We start from the raw sequence: 25419 nt of genomic DNA, 5'->3' as shown, positions 1-25419 counted from the left end.
GGAAACGACGGAGAAAAAGGTTCCGGGGCGGGCATTAAAATTTTCAGTTTAAATAAATGTCTTCCACAATAAAAAGCCATTTAGCCCGATAATGATCGCCGCAATCACCCAGCTAAGCAATATAACCGGCCGGGAATTGGCGAACCGGCCCATGATTTTGCTGTTGGAAGTGAAGAATACGAGGGGTACGACAGCAAAACTCAATTGGAGGGAAAGAATCACCTGGCTGAAAACGAGCAGTTCAGCGGTCCCGCGTTCTCCATACAAATACGACACGATCAACGCCGGAATGATGGCGATGCCGCGGGTGAGCAGACGGCGCGCCCAGGGTTTCAGGCGGATGTTGAGAAAGCCTTCCATGACGATCTGCCCTGCGAGCGTACCGGTGAGCGTGGAGCTCTGGCCGGATGCGAGCAATGCCAGAGCGAAGAATATGCCTGCCAGGCTCACACCCAACACCGGGTCGAGCAGGTGGTAGGCATCGGTAATATCGGCGATTTCAAAATGGCCGTTGGCGTGGAATGCAGAGGCGGCAAGGATCAGGATGGAGGCATTGATAAAGAAAGCCAGTGCCAGGGAAACGGTGGAATCGATCGTCGCGAAGCGGATTGCGGAACGTTTGCCGGGCTCGTCTTTTTTGAAATTACGGGTTTGGACGATGCTGGAATGCAGGTAGAGGTTATGCGGCATGACGGTGGCGCCGAGGATACCTATGGCAATGTAGAGCATTCCCGAGTCGGTAATGATCTCCTTTTTGGGGATTAGCCCGCCCATCATGCCGGCCAGTGAAGGCTGAGAAACGATCATTTCATACAAAAAGCTAAGCAGAATAATGCTCATAAGCCCGGCTACGATGCTTTCGATGATGCGGAAGCCTTTTTGCTGGAAATACAAAACGACCAGTACATCGAAGGCGGTGAACAGCACGCCAATGGGCAGCGGTAGCCCGAAAAGCAGGTTCAATGCGATGGCGGAGCCGATTACCTCGGCAAGGTCGGTAGCGGCAATGGCAATCTCGGAGAGTACCCACAGCACAAAAGAAACGGGACGCGAGTAATAATCACGGCAGGCCTGCGCAAGATCGCGGCCGGTGGCGATCCCGAGTTTCAGCGATAAATGCTGCAAAAGCATCGCAAAAAGGTTCGAAATCAGGATTACGGAAAGCAATGTGTAGCCAAACCGCGAGCCGCCTTCGATATCGGTAGCCCAGTTGCCCGGATCGATATAACCAACCGCCACCATCAGCCCGGGGCCGGTGAATGCGGCCATTTTTTTCCAAAAGCCAGCCCCCTCGGGCACGGAAATCGAGGAGTGAACTTCGGATAGTGAGCGGAGCTGGTCACTATGTTCCGGTGTTTTCTCTTGCAAAGACTTATCTATTTTTAAACCGTCAATCATTTCCTTACTCTCCGAAATAAACAATTTAGTTCTCTTAAAACAAAGATAAGGAAATTCTTAATATATTTTTAGGTTAGTCTAAATTTTTTAATTTACAGATAGTAAATCGTACTTTTGCCGGATAGTATAGATTGGTAACCGGGGCTTATTGGGCATGCAGAACTCCTTCACAGAAGAAAATTATTTAAAGATCATCCATGCGCTTTCCGGACGCGACGGGGTAGAGGTGACTACGAACGCACTCGCAGAGAGCACATCGACACGCGCGGCGTCAGTAACCGATATGTTGCGTAAGCTGGCGGAGAAGGGATTGATCCACTACAAAAAATACCAGGGTGTGACACTCACGGACAGCGGAGAGAAAGTGGCGATCAAGGTGATCCGTAAGCACCGTCTCTGGGAGGTTTTTCTCGTTGAAAAGCTGGGTTTCGGCTGGGACGAGGTGCATGATATTGCCGAAGAACTGGAACATATTCCCTCCGAAGTCCTTGTTGAAAAGCTCGATGCGTTTCTGGGGCATCCGAAGTTCGATCCGCATGGCGATCCTATTCCAGATGCCAAAGGAAACCTTACTGAACCGGATTACCTGATCCTTACGGACGTGCATATTGGTGAAAAAGTGTTAATGATGGGCGTGCTCGATCATGCACCTTCTTTTCTGCAACACCTTGATAGGTCAGGGATTACACTGGGTGCGGTATTGGAAGTGCAGGAAATTAATGAATACGACAAGTCGGCCTCTGTACGGATTAACGGCGGGCCTACGTTGTTTATCAGTCTCGAAGTGTCCAAAAACCTGCTGGTACAGCGCCGATGAGACTATAACCAGCCATGAACTTCAAAATCCTCGATCGTTACCTGATCAAAAACTTCCTGATTACCTACGTGTTCGTGGCGTTCGTCATTGTACTGATTATTTGTATGATCGACTACACGGAAAAGGTAGACGACTTTTTAGACAAAAAAGCACCACTCAGGGAGATCATCATCGACTATTACCTTAATCTGATCCCTTACTGGATCAACTACATCAGTCCGCTGATGGTATTCATCGCCACGGTGTTCTTCACTTCGCGCATTGCCGCGCGTACGGAGATCATCGCGATGCTCAGCAGCGGGATCAGTTTCACACGAATGCTGATGCCCTACATGGCCGGCGCGGTCGTTTTGGGTGTCCTGACGTTCATCCAGGTAGGCTGGGTGTTGCCCAAAGCCAACAAGATCCGTAACGGATTTGAAAAAACTTATGTAAAAAACGAGTTCTATTTCAGCGGGCATAATGTGCATATCACCATCGCACCGGATGTGTACGCCTACCTGGAAAGCTACAATACCACCACGCAAACCGGCAACAAGTTTACGATGGAGACGATCAAGGGGACCAAACTGCTTCAAAAGTTTTATGCCGAGAAGATCGTCTGGCAGCCGAAAAAGAATAAATGGACGCTGCAAAATTACCAAGTGCGAACGCTCGACAGCCTTGGCGAACGGTTGAGCCGGGGAACGGAGATCGATACGACCATTAACCTTTCCCCTAAGGATTTCGAAAGCGATTACAACCTCTACGAAACTTTTACACTACCTGAACTCAATGCTTACATAGAGCTGCTGAAAAGCCGCGGTGCCGATGGTTTGGAGGTGTATCTTATTGAAAAATATATCCGCTTCACCCAACCGTTCGCGATCCTGATCCTGACGGCCATCGGTGTGATCGTTTCGGCAAGAAAAAGCCGCCGGGGGGTAGGCTGGCAGATAGCGCTGGGCTTTATGCTGGCATTCATTTACATCCTTTTCTTTTTGTTATCCAAGGGTGTGGCGGAGGCGGGTACGATCAACACGCTTTTTGCCGTATGGTTGCCCAATATCGTCTTTTCGCTGATCGGGGTGTTGCTTTATAAAACATTACCGAGGTAAATATGCTATCGTCCACTTCCGTGCGCTCTTACCTGCATCTGCATTTCCTGGTGATGATCTGGGGCTTTACAGCTATTGTGGGGCTGATGGTGACGATCTCGCCCGTTGCGTTGGTTTTATACAGGACGCTCTTTGCGGCGATTGGATTAGGCATTGTGATTCTATCATTTAAAAAGAGCTTCGCCGCAGCCAGTCGCGATGTGGTCAAAATGCTGGCGGTCGGCTTTGTGCTTTCGGCGCATTGGATGCTGTTTTTTGCATCGGCACGGGTTTCTACCGCGTCGGTGTGCCTGGCAGGAATGGCTACGACTTCGCTCTGGACGAGTCTTTTGGAGCCATTGGTCAATAAAAGAAAAATCAGGCCGCTTGAAGTAGGGCTGGGTATTCTGGCGTTCGCGGGCTTGTACGTGGTATTCAGGTTCGAGTTCGACCACGCATTGGGCCTCGTGCTGGCGTTGGCCTCTGCAATGCTCGCAGCGACATTTACGGTAGCGAACAGCCGGCTTGTGCAGCGGATCGACGCCTGGGTAATCACATTCTATGAAATGGTAGGCGCTACATTATTTTCGCTGCTGTTTCTGGCGATTTCAGAAAACAAAAACTGGAACGGCGGCGCGCCGTTCGTTCCGGCGACGGGCGACTGGATCTGGATATTGTTCCTCGCATTCGTGTGTACCGTGTACGCGAGCACCATGGCTACGCAGCTCATGAAGCAGTTTTCTGCCTATCTCATTAACCTGACCATCAACCTAGAGCCTGTTTACGGTATTGCGCTGGCCTTTTTTATTTTTGGCGAAAAGGAGCGTATGACCCAGGGTTTCTACATGGGTACGGTGCTGATATTGCTCGCAGTACTCCTTTATCCGCTGCTAACGAGCACCGTCCTTAGGAAGCGTAACCGAAAGATAATTGAAGCCGGTAAATAGGTCATATTGATCGGCCGGTGGGCATGAAGAGGAGCTTATTAACTTATTACTGCTATTTTTGTCGATTCAACCAACAGGGTGACATATGAATCCAGCTCGTTTACTTTTAGTTATACCATGCTACAATGAAGAGGCGATCTTGTACCGGACGTATGCTAAATTAAACACCTACTACAACGGCATCAAGGAGCAGGGCCTCATCGCGGCAGACAGTCGGATCTGCTTTGTGAACGACGGCAGCCGGGATAATACCTGGTCGATCATCGAAGATCTTTGCCACAAAGACCAGAATATCATTGGAGTAGGGCTATCGCGGAATTTCGGTCACCAGAGCGCCATTATGGCTGGCTTGGAGCAGCATGTTAACGATTTCGACTGCTTCATCACGATCGACGCCGACCTTCAGGACGATATCAATGCCATAACCGCCATGATTGAAAAGCATCGTGAGGGTGCAATGATCGTGTACGGCGTGCGCTCCGACCGCAGCTCCGACTCCTGGTTCAAGCGGTCCACTGCCGAGGGTTTTTATGTATTAATGCAAAAAATGGGCGTTCCGGTGGTCTTCAACCACGCCGACTTCCGCTTGATGGATCAGCGGGTACTGAAAGAACTCGGTAACTTCCGTGAGATAAATATGTTTCTCCGCGGCATTGTGCCGCTCATCGGTTTTAAAAACGAAAAGGTATTTTACAGCCGTCTTGAACGCGAGGCAGGCGAAACCAAATATCCGCTCAACAAGATGCTGCTTTTCGCATGGAACGGCATCACCTCGTTTTCTACCTTCCCGATGCGGCTGGTGCTGTATTTCGGGTTTGCGAATTTCGTTATCGCGATGCTGATCGTGATATACATTCTCTCGTCTTATATCATCGGCCATACCGTGCCTGGCTGGACGTCCACCATGCTGCCGCTAACTTTTTTCAGCGGATTTAATATGATGGCACTTGGCCTGATCGGGGAATATATCGGTAAGATTTATGAAGAAGTAAAAGGCCGTCCACGCTATATCATAGAAAAAATTGTCAATGAATAGATTTTATAGAAAATACCGGGTTGTAGGCAACTGGATCAACATTCTGCTGATGCTGACCGTACTGGTGCCGCTGCTGGCGCTTTCGTACTTCAACCATCCGTCGCCGGCGGACGATTTCTGTTACATTTTTACTGTGTTCAAAATCGGCTGGTTCGAAGCCATGAAGCTCTATTATACGGAATGGACCGGCCGCTATTTCGGTATTTTCCTGAACCATTCGAGCCCGCTATTGTTCCATTCAATTGCCGGTTTCAAAGTATTGCCGGTCATTTTGTTGCTCGGGATGGTATTTGCGTTATACAGCCTCTTCCGGCACCTGACACCCACCTTGTCGAGATTGGCACACGTCGGTTTTGCAGGGGTGGTTTTCTTCCTCTATATACTCAAAATGATGAGTATTTCGGAAGCATTTTACTGGATGGCCGCATTTGTAACCTACACTGTTCCGAATATCCTCACATTGTTTTGGATCGTGCTGGTACTGCGGTGGTACCGGCAGGATACCCAGCCGGCGAAGCTGTTTGTCGGTGTGCTTTCGGGTTTTTTGATATTCGCCGTAATCGGAAGCAGCGAAACGAACCTGCTGATCATGGTGCTATTGGTTGGCGCCTGGCTGGCTTACCGGGTACTTTTCAACCGGAAAGTCGATGCATTCATGATCGCGATGGCAGTGGTGACGGCGGCTTCCTGCTACTTCTATTTCGCTTCCCCGGGTAATGCGGCGCGAATCGGCGGCAACCCGCTGGGTGGTAATGTTTCGTTCTCGGTTATTTCGTCGTTTAAAAAGCTGGCTTATCTCGGTTACGACTGGGTCTTTCGTACGCCGCTGGTATTCTTTACCCTGGCCTGGCTGTTTGTACTTTCAAGGCTTTCTGACGGAGCCCGGAATTATTTCTCGATTCCGGTCTGGTATGCGGTGCTGCTGTTTATCGGCGTGCTATCTGCACAGCTGTTCCCTTCTTATTATGGAGTGGGAATAGAGCCTACGCCGCGTGTGATCAATTGCGTTTTATTCTTCTTTCTGATCGGCTGGTTTTATGTAGTCGGCGTACTTTTTCACTACTTCAAAAAGAGAAAATTTACTTTCCTGCATTTTACGACCGCGCGGTATGGAATCGTCTATGCAGTGCTGCTGGTGTCGGTAGGAATGTCTTTTTTGCGTAGCAGCAATGTTAAAACAATGTATTCGGACCTGCTGAAAGGCAAAGCCGCCGCATTCGATAAGGAGATGTACCAGCGCTATGCTTTGATCAAGAATTCACAGGAGGATATATTGTACCTGCCGCCCGTCCGTTCGAAACCCATGACCATTTTCCTCGACGACGATATTAAAACCGACCGCAACCACTGGTGGAACAAGTGCGCGGCAGGCTATTTTGGCAAGGAAGCCATTTACATGAAAGATACCGAAGGTGGACAACAGCAATAAAAAGCCGCTTATCTTCCTGGTAATGGCAGTACCCGTGGTGTTGTGGGTGGCAGTGGTCCTTTACTATTCGGTGAATCTGCCCTGGTACGACGATTTCGACCCTTTCCCCGATTTCCTGCATAAATGGATCACGAGCGATTCATTACCGGAACGTTTGACACTCCTTTTCCAGCCTAATAACGAGCACCGGATGGTTGTAGGCAAGCTGGCGACGCTGGGCTATTACTGGGTCACGGGGCATCTCAACTTCACATTTCTGCACATTGGTGCCGCATTTTTTACGCTAGGCACATTGGCGGTCTTCTGGCAGGCATTCAAGCGCTCGGATCTGAGCGCCTGGTACTTTCTGCCCGTTCCTTTCCTGCTCTTCCAGCTGCAATACCACCTCATTTTCCTTTGGGCGATCTGCGGCTGGCAGCACGAGCCGGTGGTTTTCTTTGTGGTACTATCCATGTTTTTGCTATCGGGAAAGCGTTTCACGGGTGCGTTGCTCGCGGGTGTGTGCGCTACGTATGCGATGAGCAGCGGGATATTTGTCTGGCCTGCGGGCGTTGCAGTACTTTTGTTACGGTCGCAATACAAGCAGTTAACGGCCTGGATCGCAGTGGGGGCATTGGCGGTAGGCTTCTATTTCTACGGCATGTCGGCGCAGGGTAACGAATCGAGTTTCGCGTTTTTTGCCAAATATCCGCATTTATCGGTACTGGGCTTTTTCGCATTCCTTGGCGGGCTGTTCGATTTCTTTCCGGAGAAAGACATTGTGGTACGCTCGGCATTGCCGGTGCTGATGGCTTTCATTGCAATGATTTGGGTCGTGGTTTGGCTCTGGCGGCAGCTTACGCCGTGGCTGGCACGGACATTCGGCCTATTCAAAAACGATCCCGCACCGCTCGAAACCGAACGCGCCGTTAATCTGAATGCTTTTTTGCTGGGTATTCTAAGCTTCTTGCTGGTCGAAGCGCTGGTAATAGGCCTGCTGCGGCCTAGATTCGGTTTTTTTGTGATGATAGTGAGCAATTATAAGATTTATCCGGCCCTGTTTCTTACGGTTACCTATTTGTCTTTTATTGTATCAACTCAAAATCAAAACCTGCGGAAACGGGCATTACAAGGGGGTGCATTGGTAGCGCTGATAATCTGGGGCATTTCGATCTGCACATATCTGCCGGTTATTTCAGAGCGCCGCAAGTATTATATGGTCAATGGCTACAACCAGGAACACAATGGTTTCGGATTGGGCCACGTGCCTTATTCGGAAGGAGCTCGGTACGTCGATAATGTGATGAAATACCTTGTCAAAACAGGTGTTTACAGCTATCCCAAAGAAGGGAACGAGTTGGGACGGCAGGTCAATGCGCTTACGACCGCATTTCCATTAGAACGACAGGTGACAGTTGAGCATCGTGACAAGGGCATCTATGTGAACGACCCGGAAGGGACGATTTCCCCCCTGCGTTCGAATGGGGAATATGCATTTGCGCGGAACGGGCAACGCCTGTATTTCTTCAAAATGGAGCCGCATAAGTATGTCGGACGCAACTTCTTTAAGCAGTACGACAAGGGTTTTGACATTGTAATACCGCATTCATCCCTGCTGCCCGGAACTTACGACCTGGGAATCGTGAATATCGAAGGAGCTGCGCTTAAAGGCGGCGTTCTTGGAAAAGTGACAATACCTTAAATAACAGAATGTTTCGATAATAGCCCGAAAGGTGTATTTTTGCCTCCATTGGTCATTGAAAAACTCAGCATATTGAAAACTCCTCAAATTTCAATCGTCGCGCCGCTATATAATGAATCTGAGACATTTCCGCTACTGGTGCAACGTATCAACGCATTAATGGATGCCAGCCCGCTATCCATTGAAGTGGTACTGATCGATGACGGGAGTAGGGATGATACAGCGCTCAAAATCAGGCAGGTGGCGTTGATGGATGAACGCTATCATGGCGTTTTCCTTTCACGTAATCACGGCCACCAGCTCGCATTGACAGCCGGTATTTCCGCAGCGCGCGGCACCGAAGCACTCTTCGTGATCGACGGCGATTTGCAGGACCCGCCGGAGCTTTTGCCGGAATTTTACAAATTACTGAAAGACGGTAACGACGTAGTTTACGCTGTGCGTAAGAAAAGAAAAGAGGGTTTCGTGAAAAGAATGGGATACTATTGGTTTTACCGTATTCTCCGCTCGATTTCCTATGTGGATATTCCGCTTGACAGCGGGGATTTTGCGTTGATCAGCCGCAGGGTAGTCGATGTTTTAAATAAAATGCCCGAGGAAAGCCGTTACCTGCGCGGAATGCGCTCATGGATCGGTTTCAAGCAGGTCGGGTACGAGTACGAGCGTGACGCGCGCGCGGCAGGGGAGTCGAAATACTCCTTTAAACAGCTTTTCAAGCTCGCTTACAATGGTATTTTCAATTTCAGCGAGTTTCCCATCAAGTTCATGAGCCGGGTGGGCATGACGGCCATTGTCATATCACTGGTGTATTTTGCGACAGTCGTGCTCAAAAAGTTATTTTTTGCCCATGTTATCGAGGGTTTCGCCGCGCTGCTTTTTGTGATCATCCTGTTCAGCGGGGTGCAATTGCTGGCGCTGGGTATTATTGGAGAATATGTGCTCCGGATTTTTTTTCAATCCAAAAACCGTCCCCTGTTCATTATCAAAGAGGAAATAGTCAACCGGGAGTACATTTGACCTGATGGATTTTCATTCGATTCAATTTGCAGTTTTCTTTATAGTAGTCACGCTGGCGTATTTCAGCCTGTCGTGGAAAGGCCGTTGGATGCTTTTGCTCGCTACCAGCTGCTATTTTTACATGGTTTTCAAACCGGTTTTCATCCTGATCCTGTTCGGAACCATTATTATCGACTATTATGCGGGGATCTGGATTGAAAAGTCGCAGGCGCAACGACAGAGAAAGCTCCTGCTGGTCATCAGCCTGATTTCCAACATCGGTATCCTCGCATTCTTCAAATACTACGATTTCGTGCAGGAATCGGTCAATACGATTCTCTCCAACCTGCATTTAAGGCCTGCATTCCCCGCATTCACGCGGCTAATCCCCGGCCCGATCGCCGAATGGATGACTACCGGAAGCGGTGCATTGCTTCTACCCATTGGTCTATCATTCCATACATTTCAGGCCATGAGCTACACCATCGAGGTGTACCGTGGCAACCAGGCGGCCGAGAAGCATTTCGGGATTTATGCATTGTATGTGATGTTCTATCCGCAGCTCGTGGCGGGGCCGATCGAGCGGCCGCAGAATATGCTTTTCCAGTTCCACTCGTTTTTCAAATACGATTTCGAGCAGGTAAAGGAGGGGCTGATGCAGATGGCTTTCGGTTTTTTCAAGAAAATGGTGATCGCCGACCGCCTCGTCATGCTCGTCGATTATGCCTATGACAAGCCTACCGAGCATAATGGGCTGACGCTCATCGTGGCCACCGTATTCTTTGCATTTCGGATCTATTGCGACTTTTCTGGATATTCGGATATCGCCATCGGAGCGGCCCGTGTAATGGGCTTTACTTTGATGGACAACTTTAAGACGCCCTATATTTCCAAATCCATTTCGGAATTCTGGGGCAGATGGCACATTTCGCTTTCGTCGTGGTTTAAAGATTACCTCTATATTCCATTGGGCGGAAACAGGAAGGGCGAATGGATCAAATACCGCAACCAGTTCATTGTGTTCCTTGTGAGCGGGCTATGGCATGGTGCCAGCTGGAACTACGTGATATGGGGCGCATTGCACGGTTTTTACCAGGTAGCGGCTTCATTGCGCGACAAATGGTTGAAGCAAGCCGGTGTCGAAATGCCCAAAAATGCCTTTATGGATGTCCTGAACATGGTATTTACCTTTGTTCTCGTAACCATCACCTGGGTATTCTTCCGCAACCACAAAGCGCCGGTAAGCCGCTCGTTCCTGATTCTCGAAAAGATGGCCGGTTTCTCATTCTCGGAGCCGCTGCAAACGCCGATGAACCAAGTAGAAATGTGGTTCTGCCTGTTCCTGATTGTTTTCCTGATGATTAAGGAGCACTATTACCTGAAAATACCGACACGGAACACGACCGTATTCTTCATCCTGTTCCCGCTGATCCTGCTGGCGAACTTCCTGCTGGGGGTAGTTTCCGAAAACCAGTTCATCTACTTCCAGTTTTGAAAATGGCGAGAGGCCGGAGCAAACATTTGCCCTTAATTATTTGTTACCTCATTTTCGAAGGACTATCAACGTTCTTATTACCGATCAAGTATTAATTACCATGTACGAAGTAACATCCGACAACAGGCTCAAAAGCCTGATCGTAGTAGGGGACAGGGTTTTGATCCGCCCCAAAAGTCCCAGCGACCGCACCAACAGTGGCCTCTATCTGCCTCCGACCGTCACCGAAAGAGAACAGGTTCAGAGTGGCTATGTGATCAAAGTAGGGCCGGGTTACCCGATTCCCGTAGCTGCGGAAGATGAGCCGTGGAAAGAGACCGAAGAAAAAGTAAAATATATGCCTCTCCAATCCAAGGAAGGCGACCTGGCTATATACCTCCAGCGCAATGCCATCGACCTCGAATACGACGGTCAGAAGTACGTGATCGTTCCGCAGTCGTCGATACTGATGTTGGAGCGGTCGGAGGATTTGTTTGAATGACCATGAGAAAGCACTGTTGCCTCTTCCTTTTTTCGCTCGTCACATTATCCGCGTTCGCGCAGGACCTCAGCGTTTCGATTACCATCGACGACGTTCCGAATGTTCATTTGTATGCAGCAAATGGCAATTCATCCGGGCTGCTGAGAAAGCTGGATTCGTTAAATCTGCCTGTTGCGATTTTTATTAACGAAGCAAATTTGAAGCGGAACAACGCCTTTGACCAAAATAAAAAGCTGCTCCAAAGCTGGATTTCGAAGCCTTACATTACCGTCGGCAATCACAGCTATTCGCATCCGAATTACGGAGAAGTAGGCTTTGAGGCATTTAAGGATGAAGTTTTGAAAGGAGAGGAACTGTCGCGGAAAATGGCTGAGCATGCGGGCAAGAAGTTGGAGTATTTCCGCTTTCCTTTCAACGCAATGGGTAAGGATAGTGCGGAACAGTTGCAAATGAGACAGTTCCTGAATGAGCATCATTACATTTCAACGCCATTTACGGTCGAAAGTGAAGACTGGCTTTACACACAGCTTTATGAAAAGGCATTGAATGAAGGCAAACCGGAAGAGGCGAAGGCCATCGGTAACCGCTATGTCGAACTTAGTTTGCAACTTTTCGACTATTTCGATGATGTGGCGTTGAAAGTGACAGGGAAGCGGTTAAAGCAGATTTACCTGTGCCACGATAATCAGCTCAACACCGATTATCTGCCCGTCTTGATTCAAAAGCTAAAAGAAAGAAAATACCGGTTGATAAGCCTGTCGGAGGCTATGGATGACCCGGCTTATCAGTTGCCGTTGTATTATCATGGAAACTGGGGCTTTTCCTGGCTTTACAGATGGATTAAAGATACAGATCGGCGGCGTTCGTTCATGCGTACCGAACCGTCGGACAAAGAAGCGCAGCAAGCTTTCGAAGCTTTGACGAAAAGTAAAAAATAGGGCGTAAAAAAGCACGCTCTGTCGAGAACGTGCTTTCGAAATGTCTTTATTATGGACTAACCTTAGATAACGCGAACGTTAATTGCGTTTAGGCCTTTTTTTCCATTTTCTACTTCGTAAGACACTTTGTCGTTTTCACGGATATCGTCCTGAAGACCTGAAACATGAACGAAAATGTCTTTCTCTCCTGATGATGGTTGAATGAATCCGTATCCTTTTGATTCATTAAAAAACTTTACTGTACCTTCTGCCATTAGAATTGATCTTATTATTTGTAATGACCAAATTTAGATATAAAAAGCAAATTTGCAATATAAAGTTTCTGTAACTTAGAATTCTTCCAAAATACCAGAATGCGCCTTATATCATGCCGCTAACTCGCCTCAAATCAAGAATATCCCCTTACTGGCTCCCAAACGGACATTTTCAGAGTATTTACCCCGCACTTTTCCGGCGAATAGATGGCATAAAATATTTCCGTGAAAAAATTGTAACTCCCGATGAGGATTTCCTGAATATCGACTGGTCGTATGCCGGAGGCGACGGGCCAAAACCCCTCGTAATCCTCTCGCACGGCCTCGAAGGCAACAGCACACGCCAATATATAACCGGGATGGTTAAGCTTCTGAACCAGCATGGGTTCGACTGCCTTGCCTGGAATTTCCGGAGCTGCGGCGGCGAAATGAACCAGACCGCCCGGTTTTATCACAGCGGCGCCACGGAAGATCTGGACGCGGTGGTGAAATATGCGTTTGAAAAAGGGTATTCCGATGTGCGGCTGGTCGGTTTTAGTTTGGGAGGAAACCTGACTTTGAAATACCTCGGCGAATCGGGCGTCGCGATTGACAGGCGTATCAAAAGTTCTATTGTGTTCAGCGTACCAATGGATCTGAAAGCGTGCAGCCTGGCGATCATAGAACCCCGCAACCAGATTTATATGCATCGGTTCCTGAATTCGCTGAAACCGAAAGTGGTAGAAAAAGCAGGCCTTTACCCTCAGCGAATAGATTTGAAAGACCATGCAATGGTAAAAACACTTTACGATTTCGATCATATTTACACCGCGCCGCTTCATGGCTACAATGGGGCCGATCATTACTATGCCGAATGTAGCTCTATGCATTTCATCGAACCGATCGCGATACCGACTATGATTGTGAATGCTGAAAACGACCCGATCGTACCATTCGAAAGCCTGCCAATCGATGCCTTGCAGTCGCATTCCCATGTAACTTTACTCGCAACGAAAGACGGCGGCCATTGCGGCTTCCGCCCGGCCCGGCTCACCGATGAATTTTATTGGTCGGAAAAACAAGCCCTCCATTTCCTGACTACCCCTGACTACTTCCCGACCATCCCCTGACCATTGCCTCCCGTCACTTACACATTCGCGCGCACTTCGCCGAAGAAGAAAACTGTTCCAAACATTATTTTGTTAGCTCCATATACCAATAGATTTTGGTAATTTTGTGGCCTGTTTCAAACAGGTCGGACCCTTAGAGATAAAAATTACGTTAACTCGATCATTTTTCAGTTATTTCCTGCTTCATGTCCACATTAACACTCAATCCAGCACCGTACATTATCATTGATTTCGACAGCACATTCACGAAGGTGGAAGGGCTCGACGAATTGGCCGCGATCGCCCTCAAAGGCCATCCGGAGCGTGATCAGATTGTTCAGAAGATTTCAGATCTGACCAATAAGGGTATGAATGGCGAAATGTCGTTTGCGGATGGTCTGCGCCAGCGAATCGCCTTACTGAAAGCAAGCCGCTCGCACATCGAAGAGCTGGTTTCTTTCCTGAGAACCAAGGTTTCGGATTCGTTTAAGCGGAATACGCAGTTTTTGACGGAGAATGCGGAGCAGATTTTTATCGTTTCCAGCGGATTTAAGGAATTTATAGTTCCTGTGGCCACAGAACTCGGCATATTGGCCGACCACGTGTATGCCAATGAGTTCCTGTTTGACGAGGAAGGAAATATTGTCGGAATCGACGAGGAAAACGTATTGTCTATGGATGGTGGAAAGATCAAGATACTTTCTGCATTGAACTTGTCGGGCGATGTTTATGCTATCGGTGATGGCTATACGGATTATGAATTAAAGGCGTCCGGCCTTGCCAATCGTTTCTATGCATTTACAGAAAACGTCGAACGTCCGAGAGTAACGGCAGTGGCTGACCACATCGCTACTTCTTTCGACGACTTTCTTTACGATAACAAATTCAGCAGAAGCCAGTCTTTCCCGAAGAGCCGGATCAAGGTATTACTCCTTGAAAACGTGCACCCTGTTGCCCGGAAGGCGTTTGAAGATGAAGGTTTCAATGTGGAGTTCGTGAAAGGCGCCCTCGATGAGGATGAACTTTGCGAGCGTATCAAGGATGTTTCCATCATCGGTATCCGTTCTAAGACTACTATTACCAAGCGTGTTCTTGAAAATGCAAACCGTCTGATGGCGATCGGTGCATTCTGTATCGGAACCAATCAGATCGACCTCGACGAAGCGGCTAAAAAAGGGATCGCGGTATTCAATGCGCCTTACAGCAACACGCGTTCGGTAGTTGAACTGGCGGTGGGTGAAATGATCATGTTGATCCGTAATATCGTTGGCAAGAGCAATTCCATGCACAAAGGTATCTGGGATAAATCAGCAAACGGCAGCTTCGAAGTTCGAGGCAAGAAACTCGGCATGGTAGGTTATGGCAGCATCGGAACACAGCTTTCAGTAGTTGCGGAAGCACTGGGTATGGATGTGTATTTCTATGACGCAGTTGAAAAACTCTCAATCGGAAATGCCAAGAAAGTAGGTTCACTCGAAGAATTGCTTGCCATGTCCGACGTACTGAGCTTGCACGTAGACGGCCGCAAAGAGAACACGAACATGATCGGCAAACGCGAGTTTGATCTGATGAAAGACGGAGTGATCTTCCTGAACCTCTCACGCGGACACGTGGTCGACATTAAAGCATTGGCAGACGCCGTGAAGAGCGGTAAAGTGGCCGGTGCAGGTGTGGACGTATTCCCGAAAGAGCCTAAAACCAACGATGAAATGTTTGAAAGCGAGCTGCTGGGCTTGCCCAACGTGATCCTGACACCCCATATCGGTGGTAGCACCGAGGAAGCGCAGGAGAATATCGGTCATTTTGTGCCTTCCAAATTGCTGGAATTCATGAACAACGGTAGCTCTTACGGCAGCGTGAACTTTCCAGAGGTACAATTGCCGAAGCTGAAAGACTCGCACCGCCTGCTGCATATCCATGCGAACGTACCGGGTGTGCTGGCAAAGCTGAACCAGATTTTTGCGAAAAACAATATCAACATTACCGGTCAGTACCTCAAAACCAACGAGCATATTGGTTATGTGATCGTGGATATCGCCAAAGATTATACAGAAGAATTTATTCAAGAAGTGAAAGAGGTAGAAGGAACGATCCGTTTCCGGATGCTATACTAAAATTGATTTAAATGGTCAGCCGGTTTGAGGCTGACCATTTAAGTTTCAGGACTGTTCTTCGCCTATTCACCAAGTCTATAACTCACCAATGTCATTAACATTTTTCACTCCCGGGCCAGCGGCTCTATACCCGACGTTCGAGCAGCATTTGAAAACATTCGTCGAAAAGCAGCTTGGCTCGATTTCGCACCGGAGCCAGCAGTACCGCGATTTGCACAAATTCACCGTCGACCAGCTTCGTACGCTCCTGAATGTGCCTGATACGCACGCGATCCTGTTTTTGGGTTCTGCTTCGGAAGCATGGGAACGCATTCTGTTCAGCACCGTGGAGTTGGAAAGCTTCCACCTCGTGAACGGCTCGTTTTCCAAGAAGTTTTACGACTATTCGAATGCGTTGAACAAATATGCCCACAAGTTTGAAAAACCAATGGGCGAGGGATTTCTGGCGATTGATGTGGAGGTACCGGAGTACGCCGAATTGATCGCAACCACGCATAACGAAACCAGTTCGGGTGTGCAGATGCCCGTTGCAGAGATCCATAAACTAAAACAGAAGCACCCGTCGAAGTTTATTGCGGTGGACATGGTATCATCGGCTCCGTACCCGGAATTGGATTACAGCATTGTAGACACCGCATTTTTCTCGGTGCAAAAAGCATTCGGTTTGCCGGCCGGGTTAGGTGTGTGGATCGTAAGCGAGCGCTGTCTGGAAAAAGCGGAAAGCATTCGCAACACCTATTCTATCGGCGCCCACAACGATTTGGTTACACTTTGGAAGAATGCGCAGAACAACGAAACCCCTGCAACCCCGAACGTGATGGGCATATACCTGCTCGGTAAGATCGCGGAGGACTTCAACCGCATCGGTGTCCAGAATATCCGCAAAGAGACTGAACACAAGGCAGGTTTGCTTTACAAATTTATTGAGAAGACGGCAGGGTTTTCAGCATTCGTGAAAGAGAAAGCTTTCCGTTCGCAGACTGTGATCGTAACGGACACAGAAGCTCCTTCTGCCGACATTATCAAGCGTATTAAAGAAACAGGCATGGTCATAGGAAGCGGTTACGGTGCTGGCAAAGCTACTCAGCTCCGTATCGCCAACTTCCCGGCAACGTCTTTGGAAGAAACCGAAAAGCTGATCCACGAGCTAGGAAAGCTCTGAAAAATAGCTTGTAGAATAGTGTTACCAAAGGGGTGCCCGAACATTTGTACGTTTGGGCACCCTTTTCTTTTTCGAAATGAAGCGTCGAGGGCTTTGTGCAAGGCACATGGCCGGAATCTGATTAATAAGGAAGCTGCCCGAGAAGGCAGCTTTTTGCATAAATAGCCGACAGCCGAAGTACGATAGTCGATTGCTAATAGTATTTTAAGGATAAATTTTTAGCTTTATGCTTTCTTACGAAAACAGACAGAAGCAGTGATTAGGATTGCTACCTCAACGGGGGAAAACAAAGATCATGATCTATGGCAAAGGATTCGCCTGGGCGATGAGCAAGCCTTTACTGCGATTTTCGAGAAATACCACCGCACACTCTACAATTACGGCAGCAAGCTTTCGACCAATTCTTCATTGGTAGAGGATGCGGTTCAGGATGTGTTCATCGATATCTGGCGGTTGCGGCATAACCTTACCGAAAACGTTACGTCAGTTAAATTTTATCTCTACCGCGCATTGCGAAGGCGAATTCATGTCGCGCTCGATAAGTTTCCTTCCATGGAAGAAATCAGCGAGCTGGACGATGAAGACATGCCTGCAAATCATACCCATTCGGAAGCGATCCTGATCGAAATGGAATCCTCCTCTGCGCGCGCCCAACGCATTCAGGAATTGCTCGCACAATTACCCGAACGGCAGGTTGAAGCACTTACGCTGCGTTATTTCGATGATTTTAGCATCGAAGAAATAGCGGAGATCATGAGCGTCAATGAAAAATCTGTCCGGAATTTTATTTACAAAGCACTTACTTCCCTTCGCCAGAGTCGGGAAATTCTGTTGATTTCTTCCCTGATTTTCTGGATGTTACTATTTTTTTAAAATTTTTCTTCAAAAAATTTCATTTTGGAGAGGTCAAATCCGCGTTTCGTCGCTCTGTACTATTGAACGACGATAACTGCATCCCGCGAAACATGAAGCATGATCCTTATTCTCTGACCGAGCTGATCAGAAATGAAGAATTTATCGCCTGGGTAATGCATCCCGACGAGCTCAGCGACCGCAAATGGCGGACATTCCTGGAAGAACATCCCAGGAAACGCAAAACCGTTGAGTCTGCCCGGGAGTACGTTATTTTGTTGGCGAAGGACACAGGCAGGCACCAGCCTACCCAGAAACAGAGCGACAGAATGTGGAGCATCGTCGAAAGTCATATGCATGACGATGTCCCCAAAACGCCGGAGCAGGAACCGGTGACCATTTTCAAGACAAGCCGCGGGCAGGGGTGGCGCTGGGCACGCGTTGCAGCATCGGCAGCGCTGATCCTGAGCATCGGCTCGGTGAGTTACTGGTTCTATTACAAAAAAGCTGATGCCCCTCTGCGGGAGGTAGCGGTGCAGGACGAAGCCGAGATACCCAACACGATTCAGAAATATAATGATACAGACAAGCCGATGACCGTGCTGCTGCAAGACGGTAGTTCGGTTGTATTGCAACCGGGCGGCAGGCTCAGCTATTCGGAAGGGGTTAACAGGAAGCGGAGGGAGGTTACACTCACGGGAAAAGCGTTTTTTGAAATAGTAAAAAACAAGCAGAAGCCATTTCTGGTGTATAGTTATGGCCTGGCTACCAAAGTGCTTGGTACCAGTTTTACGATCGACGCTTCTTCCGAAAGCAAGGAAATCAAAGTAGAGGTGCGAACAGGTACGGTTTCGGTTTTTTCCATTAATAATCTGGATAATAATCAAAAAGAGGCCGTGCTGGATAAGCCTGAATTGGAGGGGGTGACGCTCAATCACGATCAGCGGATTGCATTCTCGAAAGAGAGCGGCAAGATTATCCCATTGCCTGCCGCGGTGGCGGAGCCTGAGGACAAGGACGTCTCAAAACAACATTTTGTATTTGATGAAACCCCGGTTTCAGAAGTGTTCCGGATACTGGAAAGCGCCTACAATGTCCGGATCGTTTACGACCGGGAAAAGATGGGTACTTGCCCGCTGAATGCGACTTTAATCGGGCAGCCTCTGAAGGAAAAGCTCGAAGTGATCTGCAATGCGCTCGACGCGCAGTACGAAGTGGCCGATAACCAGATAACGATCCTGGGAAAAGGATGTAAGTAGTTTTAGACCCGACATATCAACATTTTACCCCGCACGCCGCCTATGACGTAACGCTACCCTATTGCCCAAAAATAAAAAAGACCAGCCATGTTCCAGCATGACTGATCCGGGTTCCCCACCAGTAACGGACATTACTGTACATCCATTTGGACAATGGATGAGCCGGGGAAGATTTCGTTGAATAATCTCCTTAAACAACAAATTCATTCAAAAATATGAAAAAAGTTCGACGACCTGAAGACTTTCTCATCAAGCTCATGCGAATCACATTAATGCAATGTATCCTGGCTGGCCTGTTCGCGGGCCTCACGTGGGCGAACGACGGGAGGGCTCAATCCGCATTGAGCCAGAAGGTTACCGTTGATATCCGGAACGAGCAGATCAAAACGATCTTCGCGCAGCTGGAAAAGCAAACCAATGCGAGGTTTATATTCAGCTCAAAATTGATCCAATCCGACCGCCGGGCTTCGGTTAAGGTTAAAAATGGCTCATTATCGGCCGTTTTGGACGCTTTGCTGAAACCGCTGGAACTGCATTACCGAATCAACGGCGACCTGATCGTGATCAAACCCGACCATCCTGCGCAAGCTGCGGAGCCGGTTTCGGAAGATATTCCAGTGGTGGAGTTCAGTTCCGCTACGGTGGATAAGGCTATTGCGGGGGTAGTGAAAGATGAAACCGGTGCCGGGTTACCGGGTGTGAGTGTTGTATTAAAAGGCACGCAAACCGGTACGCTCACCGACGAAAAAGGTAAATATTCTATCACAGTCCCGGACGGTAACCACACGCTGATATTCTCGTTCGTAGGCTTTCTGTCCCAGGAACTGGTGGTACCATCCGGCCAGAGTGCGTTGGATATTACACTGAAAGTGGATGACAAGGCTTTGGAAGAGGTGGTCGTGGTAGGTTATGGTACGCAAAGAAAAGAGTCGTTGACGGGAGCGATCGCTACGGTGACCAGTAAGGATCTCGAACGGGTGCATGGGGGCTCCACGGTGAGCTCCGGATTGGCCGGTAAAATCCCCGGTGTGACTTTCAGGATGCCAGACGGCCGCCCGGGTGCGAGTGCCAATATTCAAATCCGCAACATGGGTAACCCGCTGTTCGTAATCGACGGAATCCAGCAGGATGCAGGCCAGTTCAACAACATTTCTCCTAACGATATCGAAAGTATTTCCGTACTAAAAGACGCTTCTGCCGCTATTTATGGGGTTCGTGCGGCAAATGGGGTAGTGGTGGTTACTACCAAACGTGGTAAAATGGGTGCCAAAAATACGGTAAGCCTGGATGCCTACACGGGCTGGCAAAACTGGTCGCGGTTTCCGAATGTGGTGAATGATTCTTATCAGTGGATGCTGGGCAAAGCCGAAGCGGAAATGAACCAGTATGGCAAAACGTCGATCACACAGGCTGAACTTGAAAAATACCGTGCTGGTACCGAGCGCGGGTATCAGACATTTAACTGGAAAGACTTCATTATTCAAAAAAATTCCCCGCTCAACTCGGTGAACCTCAACATGACCGGCGGTTCCGGCAAGATCAACTATTACATTTCGGCAACAAGATTACACCAGAACTCGGTGCTGGGCCGTGAGTTTACATTTGACCGAACCAATATCCAAAGCAATGTAGATGCGAAAATCACCGACCGCCTGAAACTCGGGGTACAGATCAACGGCCGGATCGAGAAACGCGACCAGCCCGGCATTCCCGGGGGCGACGACTACTGGCTACCCCGTTTCGCGATCATGCGTAACCGCCCGTTCGAGCGGCCCTACGCGAACGACAACCCTGAGTATCTGAACGATATCAAGCACAACGAGACCAACTGGGCCTATAACAACAAGAAATTAGGCGGCTACTGGACCGAATACTGGCGTGTTTTGCAAACCAACTTCTCGGCCGAATACCAGATTCCGGGTGTAAAAGGCCTGACGGCCCGTGGAATGTACTCCTACTACATAGCCGACCGTGTCATGAACGGCCACGAGTACACCTACAAAGCCTATACCTATAACCCGAACGACGATACCTACGCCGTAACCGGTGGCAGTACCAACCCATGGCGCGAGCGTGGTACCCGCAAGGTAATGCGCAATGTTTACCAGGGGCAATTGGCTTACAACAACACTTTTGGCAAGCACACGGTAGGTGCCACATTCGTATCGGAATGGCAGGATGAGCGCGTGCAGGACCAGTGGGTACACGCAGTTCCCAAGACTAACGTGCTTCCGTTGATCTACTTCCCGACTGTGGATACCTACAATGACAGCGATACGGAACTTGCACGTATAGGGTATATCGGTAGAGTAAATTACGACTACGGCGGCAAATATTATGTCGAGCTTTCGGCTCGCAGGGACGCTTCCTGGAAATTCGCACCGGACCGTCGAGTAGGCTATTTCCCGTCGGCTTCCGTGGGTTGGAGGATTTCGGAAGAAGGGTTCTTTAAAAAGTTCATCGGCGAGCGCAGCATTCTGGATGACCTGAAATTCAGAGGGTCGTATGGTATCCTTGGAGACGATAACATTCTTTTCAACAATGATCCTAACAGACCGCTGAGCCCATACGCCTACTTGCCCGGCTACGACTACAACAAAGGCAATGTGATTTTGAGTGGTAATGCGGTGGTTACGAGCCGCGATAAAGGCCAGATCATCAACAATATCTCCTGGTTCAAAAGCAAGATCACGGACATTGGTGCCGATTTCTCTTTCCTCGGAACAAAAATTACCGGTAGCGTCGACTATTTCTACCGCTTGCGCACCGGGTTGCTGGGCCGAAAATACGACATCCTCGTTCCGAGCGAATTGGGTTATGCGTTGCCTGATGAAAACGTGAACAGCGATTCGCAGCAGGGATGGGAAGGAGCGCTTACCTACAATGGCAAAGCAGGAAACATCAATTACTCCGTGGGTGGAAACGTGTCATTCGCGCGGAGCAAGTTCGTATCGTCCTACAAACCTATTTTCAATAACTCGTTGGACCGTTACCGGGCTTCCGGAGAAGGACGTTACACCGGTATTTTCTGGGGTCTCGAATCGATCGGCCAGTTCCAGTCGCAGCAGCAGATTGCCGAATACCCTGTCAATATCGATGGGCAAGGAAACCGTACATTGCTGCCGGGTGATTTGATTTACAAAGACCTGAACGGAGATAATGTGATCGACGGATACGACCAGCGGCCTATCGGCTACAATGCTACCGGCCAGCCGAACGTCAATTTCGGGTTAAACTTCTCCGTAAGCTGGAAAGGCATAGGCTTCGTGGCTGATTTCTCGGGAGGTGCCATGTACTCATGGAACCAGAACTACGAACAGCGCTGGCCATACCAGAACGAAGGTGCTTTGAACAGCATTTTCCTCGACAGGTGGCACCGCGCCGATCCGTTCGATGTGAACAGCCAATGGATTTCGGGCAAGTACCCGGCACTACGCTACAACGACGGAGGCCATAGCAATTACAGAAACTCGACATTCTGGTTGCATAATGTGAAATATATCCGCGCCCGGACCATCGAGCTCAGCTACTCACTGCCTAAATCGGTGCTGGAAAAACTAAAACTCTCACGTGCCAGATTCTATATCAACGGTTATAACCTGTTTTCTATCGACAACGTGAAAAAGTTTGGTGTTGACCCCGAAATCGAGAATGACAACGGATTGCAGTATCCGCAGAACAAGTTCGTGAACGTAGGCATCAACCTATCTATTTAAACCGATTGGAACTCAACATGAAAAAGATATTTCAAATACTATCGATCGCTGTATTGACGCTAGGTTGGAGCTGTAACGACGACGATTTCCTGAACCGTCCGCCAACCGGGCAACTCTCGGAAGAGCAGATATGGAACGACGAAGGCCAGGTACTTTCGGTACTGGGCGATTTGTACAACCGTTACGTCGATCTTTCGACCTTCAAAACGATCAACGACGTTCCAGGCTGGACGACCGTCAGCGACTTCAACGAAGCATTCTGGTCGGAAGCGGGCCGTTACGGGAACTTCCAGAACAACGGCTGGGGCTTTGGCGCGTGGGGCGCGTGGGATTATGGCTACATCCGCGAAATGAACCTGTTTATCCAAAAATGTACGGCTGCCGACAAGCTGGCACCGGCTGTCCGCGAACGTTACCTGGCCGAAGCGCGCTTTTTGAGGGCCTCCTACTATTTTGAACTCGTGAAAAGAATGGGCGGCGTGCCGTTGATCCTCGAACCGATGGTGTACGATTTCAGCGGCGATCCTTCGTACCTGCAACACGCACGCGCCAAGGAATCGGAGATTTATGATTTTGTAATTAAAGAAGCCGAAGAAATCAAGGACAAACTGCCGGCGAGTGTGGGCGAGAAATCGCGTGCTACCAAGGCTGCGGCGCTGGCTATGGAGGTGAGAGCGGCGCTTTATGCGGGTTCTATCGCGAAATATGGCGTAAATACGCCCAGCGTCGCATTACCGGGCGGTGAGGTAGGCATTCCTTCCAGCGCTGCAAATGGCTATTATACCAAAGCGTTGGCGGCTGCGAAAGAGATCATTTCCGGTAATGCGGGTGCTTATGCATTGTATACCAAAAAGCCCGATCTCTCCGAAAACTTTGCCAGCATTTTCTATGACAAGGCCAACAACTCCGAAGTCATTTTTGTAGAGGATTTCAAACTGCAAAGCGGAAAGGTGCATTATTTCACCGGCTGGAACCAGCCGCGCTACGGTGCAGAGGAGGAAGAAGGAGGCCGCATTAATCCGTCGCTGAACTTCGTGGAGGCATTTGAAAAACTCGACAACACCTTCGCGCCCATCCCGACCGCCAATGCAAACGGCACACCGATCTACTACACCGATCAAACCGACATTTTCAAAGGTCGTGATGCACGCATGGCCGGAACGGTAATGCTCCCCGGAACTACATTCAAAGGCCGTAAAGTCGACATTTGGGCTGGCTACCAGCTAGCCAACGGCACGATCATTAGCGGCGACGACCGCGGTGCCCAGAAAACACTTCCAGGCAAAACAGTACCCGAGCAAGTTGTTGGTTTCGACGGCCCTATCGACGGCTTCGAATTCACTGCCCAAACCGGATTCTACCTCCGCAAATACCTTGATCCGGTCGTAGGTTCAGGCCAGCGCGGGGTGAACAGCGAGGTGTGGCTCGTTCGCTATCGTTACGCCGAAGTGCTTTTGAATGCAGCAGAGGCCGCATTTGAATTGGGCCAGGCGGCAGAAGCAGCAGGTTATATGAATCAGGTCCGGGCACGCGCCGGGTTGGTAACGCCTTTGAAAGCCTCCGAAATTAATTTCGACCGACTCGTGCATGAGCGCCGCGTGGAGTTTGCATTTGAAGGACACCTTTTCTTCGACATGAAAAGATGGCGCATTGCGCATCAGATCCTGGACGGCAATGCGATCACCGCGGCGGAGCTTTCGAAAGATCTGGGCAAAGCCACCAAACGTAATACGCAGCCATGGGGATTGTGGCCGTACAAAATCTACGATCCGGGTTCGGCTAACAATGGCAAATGGATTTACAAGCAGGTTAAACTAAGCCGTGTTACCGGTGCCGACCGCTTCCAGCTTGGAAACTACTATTCGTATATCGACGATGCCATTATCAGCAACAATCCCAAGCTCGTCAGAAACCCGAACCAATAGCCATCACATTCAAACGATACGATATCATGAAGATCAGATTTCATATTATGCCGCTTGTCGCGATGGTTGCGCTCCTGTCGGCTTGCGAAAAAGATAACTATACTGAACCTAAATCAATGCTTTCGGGCAGGATCGTGTACAAAGGTGAGCCGGTAGGTGTGGAGGCAGGGCAAGTGCGGTTACAACTCTGGCAGCCGGGTTTTGGTAAGCTGGCGGCCATCGACGCACCCATTTCGCAGGACGGTTCCTATTCGGCTCTTTTGTTTGACGGAAGCTATAAACTGGTTTTTCCCAAGAACCGCGGGCCGTTCAAAACCATTGTGAAAGACGCCGCTGCCAAGGACACGGTTTTTGTGAAGCTCGCAGGCAACCAGGCACTTGACGTGGAAGTAATGCCTTACTACATGATCCGCACGCCGCAGTTTTCGGGCGGCGAGAGCAAGGTGAATGTTTCGCTTAAACTCGAAAAAACCCTGACCGGTGCCGAGGGCAAAGACATCGAAAGGGTCTCATTATATGTAAGTAAAACCGATTTCGTGGCACGGGCTACGAATGTGGCAGTGACCGACGTGCCCGGAGCCGACATCAAAGACCTGAACGCGATCAACCTCACAGCTACTGTACCTGCGCTTTCACCCGCCCAGAACTACGTGTTTGCCAGGGTAGGTGTGAAGATCAAAGATGTAGAGGACATGGTTTTCTCGCCGGTCCAGAAAGTCAATTTGTAAGCATTGATTCTAATACTAAAACCGAAA

Annotated in this window: 20 protein-coding genes; 18 read left to right on the top strand and 2 right to left on the bottom strand. The window is 49.2% G+C overall.

Translation table 11 applies throughout. The annotated features are described in order from the left end of the window. Positions 1-48 precede the first annotated feature (48 nt). Positions 49-1398, bottom strand: a complete 1350-nt coding sequence (locus tag IEY24_RS17405) for an Nramp family divalent metal transporter (RefSeq protein ID WP_188934335.1) — start codon at positions 1396-1398, stop codon at positions 49-51. Between the two features lie 154 nt (positions 1399-1552). Here IEY24_RS17405 and IEY24_RS17400 point away from each other — a divergent pair, with 154 nt between their 5' ends. From IEY24_RS17400 to IEY24_RS17355, 10 genes are all read left to right on the top strand, one after another. Next, positions 1553-2215: a metal-dependent transcriptional regulator gene (locus IEY24_RS17400; protein WP_188934333.1), complete on the top strand. Its 663-nt coding sequence runs from the start codon at positions 1553-1555 to the stop codon at positions 2213-2215. Positions 2216-2229: 14 nt separating this feature from the next. After that, a complete protein-coding gene (locus IEY24_RS17395; RefSeq protein ID WP_188934331.1) occupies positions 2230-3312 on the top strand; it encodes an LptF/LptG family permease in 1083 nt (360 codons plus the stop codon). A 2-nt stretch (positions 3313-3314) separates the two neighbouring features. Next, positions 3315-4238, top strand: a complete 924-nt coding sequence (locus tag IEY24_RS17390; RefSeq protein WP_188934329.1) for a DMT family transporter — start codon at positions 3315-3317, stop codon at positions 4236-4238. 85 nt (positions 4239-4323) lie between these two features. Continuing rightward, on the top strand, positions 4324-5274 hold the full coding sequence (locus IEY24_RS17385) for a glycosyltransferase family 2 protein (RefSeq protein ID WP_188934327.1): 951 nt from the start codon (positions 4324-4326) through the stop codon (positions 5272-5274). Continuing rightward, complete coding sequence (locus IEY24_RS17380) at positions 5267-6703, top strand: DUF6056 family protein (protein WP_188934325.1); 1437 nt, start codon at positions 5267-5269, stop codon at positions 6701-6703. The genes IEY24_RS17385 and IEY24_RS17380 overlap by 8 nt, the downstream gene beginning before the upstream one ends. Continuing rightward, positions 6687-8384: a glycosyltransferase family protein gene (locus IEY24_RS17375; protein WP_229222512.1), complete on the top strand. Its 1698-nt coding sequence runs from the start codon at positions 6687-6689 to the stop codon at positions 8382-8384. The genes IEY24_RS17380 and IEY24_RS17375 overlap by 17 nt, the downstream gene beginning before the upstream one ends. A gap of 72 nt (positions 8385-8456) precedes the next feature. Beyond that, positions 8457-9401 carry a glycosyltransferase family 2 protein gene (locus IEY24_RS17370; protein ID WP_188934323.1) on the top strand — a complete coding sequence of 315 codons (945 nt, stop codon included), beginning with the start codon at positions 8457-8459 and terminating at the stop codon, positions 9399-9401. Positions 9402-9405: 4 nt separating this feature from the next. Continuing rightward, positions 9406-10875 carry an MBOAT family O-acyltransferase gene (locus tag IEY24_RS17365; protein ID WP_188934321.1) on the top strand — a complete coding sequence of 490 codons (1470 nt, stop codon included), beginning with the start codon at positions 9406-9408 and terminating at the stop codon, positions 10873-10875. 100 nt (positions 10876-10975) lie between these two features. After that, complete coding sequence (locus IEY24_RS17360) at positions 10976-11356, top strand: co-chaperone GroES (protein WP_188934320.1); 381 nt, start codon at positions 10976-10978, stop codon at positions 11354-11356. A gap of 2 nt (positions 11357-11358) precedes the next feature. Next, positions 11359-12294, top strand: coding sequence for a polysaccharide deacetylase family protein (locus tag IEY24_RS17355; protein WP_229222510.1), 936 nt, complete (start codon positions 11359-11361; stop codon positions 12292-12294). Between the two features lie 62 nt (positions 12295-12356). Here IEY24_RS17355 and IEY24_RS17350 read toward each other — a convergent pair whose 3' ends face one another. Beyond that, the gene (locus tag IEY24_RS17350; RefSeq protein ID WP_188934316.1) at positions 12357-12548 is read right to left on the bottom strand and encodes a cold-shock protein; all 192 of its coding nucleotides are present in this window, start codon (positions 12546-12548) and stop codon (positions 12357-12359) included. A 113-nt stretch (positions 12549-12661) separates the two neighbouring features. On the opposite strand from IEY24_RS17350, the gene IEY24_RS17345 reads away from it, so the two are divergent. The 8 genes from IEY24_RS17345 to IEY24_RS17310 all read left to right on the top strand — a co-directional run bounded on the left by IEY24_RS17345 (position 12662) and on the right by IEY24_RS17310 (position 25392). Beyond that, a complete protein-coding gene (locus IEY24_RS17345) occupies positions 12662-13657 on the top strand; it encodes a YheT family hydrolase (RefSeq protein ID WP_188934314.1) in 996 nt (331 codons plus the stop codon). Between the two features lie 185 nt (positions 13658-13842). Then, positions 13843-15750: a phosphoglycerate dehydrogenase gene (gene serA / locus IEY24_RS17340; RefSeq protein WP_188934312.1), complete on the top strand. Its 1908-nt coding sequence runs from the start codon at positions 13843-13845 to the stop codon at positions 15748-15750. A gap of 88 nt (positions 15751-15838) precedes the next feature. Beyond that, positions 15839-16912, top strand: a complete 1074-nt coding sequence (locus IEY24_RS17335; protein ID WP_188934310.1) for an aminotransferase class V-fold PLP-dependent enzyme — start codon at positions 15839-15841, stop codon at positions 16910-16912. Between the two features lie 255 nt (positions 16913-17167). Then, positions 17168-17785: an RNA polymerase sigma factor gene (locus IEY24_RS17330; protein ID WP_229222502.1), complete on the top strand. Its 618-nt coding sequence runs from the start codon at positions 17168-17170 to the stop codon at positions 17783-17785. A 92-nt stretch (positions 17786-17877) separates the two neighbouring features. Beyond that, positions 17878-19023, top strand: a complete 1146-nt coding sequence (locus tag IEY24_RS17325; RefSeq protein ID WP_188934308.1) for a FecR family protein — start codon at positions 17878-17880, stop codon at positions 19021-19023. A 215-nt stretch (positions 19024-19238) separates the two neighbouring features. Beyond that, positions 19239-22739 (top strand): TonB-dependent receptor, encoded by a 3501-nt coding sequence (locus IEY24_RS17320; protein WP_229222500.1) that lies wholly within the window; start codon positions 19239-19241, stop codon positions 22737-22739. Between the two features lie 17 nt (positions 22740-22756). Then, positions 22757-24664, top strand: a complete 1908-nt coding sequence (locus IEY24_RS17315; RefSeq protein WP_188934307.1) for a RagB/SusD family nutrient uptake outer membrane protein — start codon at positions 22757-22759, stop codon at positions 24662-24664. Between the two features lie 26 nt (positions 24665-24690). Continuing rightward, positions 24691-25392 (top strand): DUF3823 domain-containing protein, encoded by a 702-nt coding sequence (locus tag IEY24_RS17310; RefSeq protein ID WP_229222492.1) that lies wholly within the window; start codon positions 24691-24693, stop codon positions 25390-25392. The last annotated feature ends 27 nt before the right edge of the window (positions 25393-25419 follow it).

This window comes from Dyadobacter endophyticus, from assembly GCF_014641595.1.
GTDB lineage: Bacteria > Bacteroidota > Bacteroidia > Cytophagales > Spirosomataceae > Dyadobacter > Dyadobacter endophyticus.
This window is presented reverse-complemented; position numbering and strand designations above follow the sequence as displayed.

Coding starts and splice junctions, on each gene's coding strand:
- IEY24_RS17405 (WP_188934335.1), bottom strand. CDS start 1,398: ATGATTGACGGTTTAAAAATAGATAAGTCTTTGCAAGAGAAAACACCG.
- IEY24_RS17400 (WP_188934333.1), top strand. CDS start 1,553: ATGCAGAACTCCTTCACAGAAGAAAATTATTTAAAGATCATCCATGCG.
- IEY24_RS17395 (WP_188934331.1), top strand. CDS start 2,230: ATGAACTTCAAAATCCTCGATCGTTACCTGATCAAAAACTTCCTGATT.
- IEY24_RS17390 (WP_188934329.1), top strand. CDS start 3,315: ATGCTATCGTCCACTTCCGTGCGCTCTTACCTGCATCTGCATTTCCTG.
- IEY24_RS17385 (WP_188934327.1), top strand. CDS start 4,324: ATGAATCCAGCTCGTTTACTTTTAGTTATACCATGCTACAATGAAGAG.
- IEY24_RS17380 (WP_188934325.1), top strand. CDS start 5,267: ATGAATAGATTTTATAGAAAATACCGGGTTGTAGGCAACTGGATCAAC.
- IEY24_RS17365 (WP_188934321.1), top strand. CDS start 9,406: ATGGATTTTCATTCGATTCAATTTGCAGTTTTCTTTATAGTAGTCACG.
- IEY24_RS17360 (WP_188934320.1), top strand. CDS start 10,976: ATGTACGAAGTAACATCCGACAACAGGCTCAAAAGCCTGATCGTAGTA.
- IEY24_RS17355 (WP_229222510.1), top strand. CDS start 11,359: ATGAGAAAGCACTGTTGCCTCTTCCTTTTTTCGCTCGTCACATTATCC.
- IEY24_RS17350 (WP_188934316.1), bottom strand. CDS start 12,548: ATGGCAGAAGGTACAGTAAAGTTTTTTAATGAATCAAAAGGATACGGA.
- IEY24_RS17345 (WP_188934314.1), top strand. CDS start 12,662: ATGCCGCTAACTCGCCTCAAATCAAGAATATCCCCTTACTGGCTCCCA.
- serA (WP_188934312.1), top strand. CDS start 13,843: ATGTCCACATTAACACTCAATCCAGCACCGTACATTATCATTGATTTC.
- IEY24_RS17335 (WP_188934310.1), top strand. CDS start 15,839: ATGTCATTAACATTTTTCACTCCCGGGCCAGCGGCTCTATACCCGACG.
- IEY24_RS17325 (WP_188934308.1), top strand. CDS start 17,878: ATGAAGCATGATCCTTATTCTCTGACCGAGCTGATCAGAAATGAAGAA.
- IEY24_RS17320 (WP_229222500.1), top strand. CDS start 19,239: ATGAAAAAAGTTCGACGACCTGAAGACTTTCTCATCAAGCTCATGCGA.
- IEY24_RS17315 (WP_188934307.1), top strand. CDS start 22,757: ATGAAAAAGATATTTCAAATACTATCGATCGCTGTATTGACGCTAGGT.
- IEY24_RS17310 (WP_229222492.1), top strand. CDS start 24,691: ATGAAGATCAGATTTCATATTATGCCGCTTGTCGCGATGGTTGCGCTC.